Source organism: Magnetococcales bacterium, assembly GCA_015228935.1.
Lineage (GTDB): Bacteria > Pseudomonadota > Magnetococcia > Magnetococcales > DC0425bin3 > HA3dbin3.
In genome coordinates, this window is the sequence record JADGCO010000177.1 from 1 (window position 1) to 4,210 (window position 4,210).

Consider the following 4,210-nt stretch of genomic DNA (forward strand, 5'->3'; position numbering starts at 1 on the left):
GAAATCATCTCAAAAGCAGCTCGAAAAATGGGAAAAGCTGCGAAGATGGGATAAGGGTCACTCCCTGACCCCTGATTGCAGCCTGACGCAACACTTCGCCATTGTTGGAACTCAGCCGACCGGCCACCTTGACCCGATACTCCTCTCCTGCCTGATCCGTGAAACGCCAGACGCCGATACTTTCCGAAGACGACAGCGTATAGACCAGACAGGCGTGTCGGGATAACTCTTCAGGATGTTTTGGTTCGCCATGGTGTGCCAGATAGGATGGGGCTGCCATGGCCAGGAGCTGGTAGGATCCCAACCGTCGTGACCGCAGCGATGAATCCATCAGGTTGCCAATACGAATGGCCAGATCAAACCCCTCTGCCACCAGGTTCACATAGGGATCACTCAATTCCAGATTGACTTCGATGCCTGGATATTGGGCCATGAAATCAAGCAAAACCGGACTGACATGGCGGTGTCCAAACAGCACTGGCGCTGAAATACGCAGGCGTCCGGTCACTTCACGACCTTTGCGCACGGACCGGTCCGCATCTTTGACTTCTGCCAGAATTTGCCGACAGTGGGCAAGATAGCGTTCTCCTTCCCAGGTCAGGTGCAACTGGCGGGTGGTGCGTTGGATCAGGGAAACCCCCAGGTGATTTTCCAAGGCCGTCAATCCCTTGCTTATTCTGCCGACACTGCTGCCCAGGACCCGCGCCGCTGCCGAAAATCCCCCATGGTCGATAACCGCCACAAAAATCTGCATGCCCAACAAATGATTCATGATGATTCACTCTTCCCGTTTCCGATTCATGGTGTGGCTCATAAAGTGAGATAATCGGTCCAATACCAGATATCTGGTCGGGTCATCCCGGCTGATTTTGATGGACGGAATGAACAAAATCCTGGACAATTGTCCCGACACCGTGTTGCATCGCAACAGATATCAGGTTGCCATGCAGATATCTTCCAGGTTTATTCCCTTGAACGAGACCGGATAGACGAGTCACTACCCATGCAAAGAAGGTTATTCCGGGAGACCGATAAAGTGACCAAAACCGACGCCGAATGGCAACAAATCCTGACCCCGGAGCAATATCAGATTCTCCGCCGCGCCGGAACGGAACCTCCATTCAACAGTCCCTTGAATGCCGAACATCGTCCAGGAACTTTTGTCTGTGCCGGTTGCCAGGCACCATTGTTTACTTCCGAAAGCAAATTTGACAGCGGTACCGGCTGGCCCAGTTTTTTTATTGCCATCCCGGAACGAATTGAAACTAAAATTGATTTTCATTTGATCTATCCGCGCACCGAATACCACTGCGCCCGCTGCGGCGGCCATCAGGGACACGTTTTCAATGACGGCCCGCAACCCACCGGGAAACGCTACTGTAACAATGGGTTGGCGCTGAATTTCATCCCCCTGGAAACGGAACGGAGCCCGTCTGTGCCAAATGGATAATAAGTTGGCTCTGTTACTGTTGATTTGTTTTCTGATGCCAGGCGCACTCTGGGCGGACGAGAAGGTGCTGAATGCCGATTTGCGCCATCGTCCCCCCGAAATGATTGTGGACGGGCAGTATCTGGGTGGCCCGCTCAAGGAAATTCTGGAAGAGGCCGCAGCCAAAATAAACTATCGGATACAATGGCGGGCGGCTCCTTTCCCCGAAAGTCTGGAAGGATTGAAAAAGGGCACGGTGGACCTGGTTCCTCGCGCCATACATACACCGGAACGTGAGGCGTTTATTCATTTTCTCGGCCCGATTGGTTCGCAACGCAAGGATATTTTGTTCCTGGTGCGCAAGGGGCGGGAGGAGTCTCTCAACGCCTATGAGGATTTGCACGGCCTGAAAGTGGGCATCAAGAAGGATACGGCCTACTTTGCCCGGTTCGATGCCGATAAAACCCTCCACAAGGTTCCTTCGGATGGCAGTGACTATGCCCTGGCACGGGCCATCATCGAGGGATCGGTCGATGTGGTGGCCGTATTGGACCAGGGTGCCCTGGAAAGTGCCCTGGCAGGACTTGGTTTTGACGGATATGGCTACGCCAACTATCGCTTCAACCAAACCATCGAAAATTATTATGGACTATCCAGACACTCCCCGCATGCGGAACTGGCATCACAATTAAACCAGGTATTTCAGGACATGGTTGCCCAGGGGCGGGTGGAAGCGATTTATACCCAACACAAAGTCAAACCGGAAACCGTGGTCAAGGCCTCGTCACTGTTGTTGACGACGGCGGAAAAAAAATGGCTTGCCGCCCATCCAGGACCCTACAAGGTGGGATCGCGAGGCGATTGGGCTCCGATTGATTATCGCGATGGGCATGGCAAACATCAGGGGATCGCCGCTGACTTTCTCAAGGCCATGGGCAAAAAACTGGGCGTGGACTTCGAGGTACTGGATCTCCCCTGGGACCAGGTCCTGGAACATGGCAGGAAAGGGCAATTGGACATTGTGGCTGCTGCCGACGAAGGGATGCAGAATTTTTTGCAGGTGACCAACTCCTACCTTGTGGCTCCGCAAGTCATCATCACCCGCAGCGATGCCCCTTTTCTGGGTGGGTTGGCGGATTTGATCAAACGGCCGACGGCTGTCGTCAAAGGTTCCTCGATTCAAAGAGAACTGCAAAAGAAGATCCAAAGCGCTTATCCGGAAATAGCCCTGCGCTCGGTCCAGGATGATGCCGAAGGGTTGTCCAAGGTTTCCCAGGGTGACATGTACGCTTTTGTGGGCAATCTGATCACCGCATCCTATGCCATTCAAGCCAGGGGTCTGACCAATCTGAAGGTAGCGGCCCACACGCCTGTGAACCATGAAATCCGTTTTGGAGTGCCCAATGATCGACCTGAATTGGCTGCCATCTTGACCAAGACCATGGCCATCATGGATGCACGGGAACAAAATGCCCTGCGCAACCCCTGGTTGGCCATCAAGGTGGAGGTGGGAACCGACATTCGTTCCATTCTGTTGTGGGTGTTGCCCCTGGGTGCCGGATTGTTGCTGGTGATTGGCGGCATTGTCTACTGGAATCGCCGCCTGGGTCGGGAAATTCACGAACGTCGTCTCATGGAACAGCGCCTCAACCTGGCCCTGGAAGGGAGCAAACGCTCCGAAGCGGCCTTGCGCGACCAATTTGCCTTTCAGCAGGTGCTGGTGGATACGATTCCCTATCCGATTTTCTACAAGGGTGCCGACACCCGCTTTTTGGGTTTCAATCGTGCCTATGAAGAGACTTTCGGAGTTCAGCGAAAGGATTTGATCGGCAAGCGTGTCCTGGAACTGGATTTTTTGCCGGAAAGGGATCGTCTGGCCTATCAGGCTGAAGACGAGGTGATCATTGCCGAGGCATCTTCGATACGATGCGAAGTTTCCATGCCTTTTGCCGATGGCAAAGTTCACAATACCCTTTATTTTGTATCCGGATTTCGCCGTGTGGATGGCACGCCGGGGGGACTGGTCGGGACCTTCATTGATGTATCGGATCGCAAAAAGGTCGAGGATCTTGAACGCTTCAACCGTCTGGCCCTGGGGCGGGAACAACGCATCATTGAACTCAAACGCGAAATCAATGCATTTGCCGTGCAGGTCGGTCAAGGGAAACCCTATGCCACGCCGGAGCGGGTCGATACGGGGGAATCGACGGCGTTTTTGCCGGGCATTCAGCCTGCCGCAACCCGGGACCTCGCGACGATCAAGCACGAATTTGTTGACATGTTGCATGATGAGCTGGTCCAGGACCTCTTCCAGATGTTTGCCAATGCAGTTGGTGTTCCCATGGCAATTATCGATCTGGAAGCCAATGTGTTGGCATCGTCGCGCTGGCAACGGGTCTGTACCGATTTTCATCGTGTCCATGATCGGGCCTGTGCCAACTGTATCGAGAGTGATACCCGTCTGGCCCTGGAATTGAAGGAGGGACAGGAATTCACGATCTATCGCTGCAAGAATGGCATGACCGACTGCGCATCGCCCATCCTCATCAACGGGCAGCATGTGGCCAATGTGTTCATTGGACAATTTCATCTGACACAACCGGATCATGAATTTTTCCGCCGGCAGGCCGCCGAATTGGGGTTCGCCACGGAGGCCTATCTCGCGGCGGTTCGTGAAGCGCCTGTCATGGATGAGGCCAAACTGCCCCACATTCTGGGTTTTCTGGCCCGTTTTTCCCGTTTGATCGGGTCGCTTGCTGTCAAACAGTTACACATGCGGCT

3 protein-coding genes and 2 pseudogenes are annotated in these 4,210 nt (G+C 53.9%); 4 read left to right on the top strand and 1 reads right to left on the bottom strand.

Annotated features, from left to right (window positions below):
- Positions 1–4 precede the first annotated feature (4 nt).
- Complete coding sequence (locus HQL65_20300; GenBank protein ID MBF0138578.1) at positions 5–772, bottom strand: LysR family transcriptional regulator; 768 nt, start codon at positions 770–772, stop codon at positions 5–7.
- 231 nt (positions 773–1,003) lie between these two features.
- Between HQL65_20300 and msrB the strand changes: the two genes are divergently transcribed.
- From msrB to HQL65_20320, 4 genes and pseudogenes are all read left to right on the top strand, one after another.
- Positions 1,004–1,450: a peptide-methionine (R)-S-oxide reductase MsrB gene (gene msrB / locus HQL65_20305; GenBank protein MBF0138579.1), complete on the top strand. Its 447-nt coding sequence runs from the start codon at positions 1,004–1,006 to the stop codon at positions 1,448–1,450.
- Positions 1,443–2,171, top strand: a pseudogene (locus tag HQL65_20310) (transporter substrate-binding domain-containing protein). Before msrB ends, HQL65_20310 begins: the two are co-directional and overlap by 8 nt.
- A gap of 699 nt (positions 2,172–2,870) precedes the next feature.
- Positions 2,871–3,494, top strand: a pseudogene (locus tag HQL65_20315) (PAS domain S-box protein).
- A gap of 213 nt (positions 3,495–3,707) precedes the next feature.
- On the top strand, positions 3,708–4,210 hold a 503-nt coding region (locus HQL65_20320), incomplete at its 3' end, for a PocR ligand-binding domain-containing protein (GenBank protein ID MBF0138580.1).

Bases quoted from the DNA above. Each gene is read 5' to 3' on its own strand.
- HQL65_20300 (MBF0138578.1), bottom strand. From the start codon at position 772: ATGAATCATTTGTTGGGCATGCAGATTTTTGTGGCGGTTATCGACCAT.
- msrB (MBF0138579.1), top strand. From the start codon at position 1,004: ATGCAAAGAAGGTTATTCCGGGAGACCGATAAAGTGACCAAAACCGAC.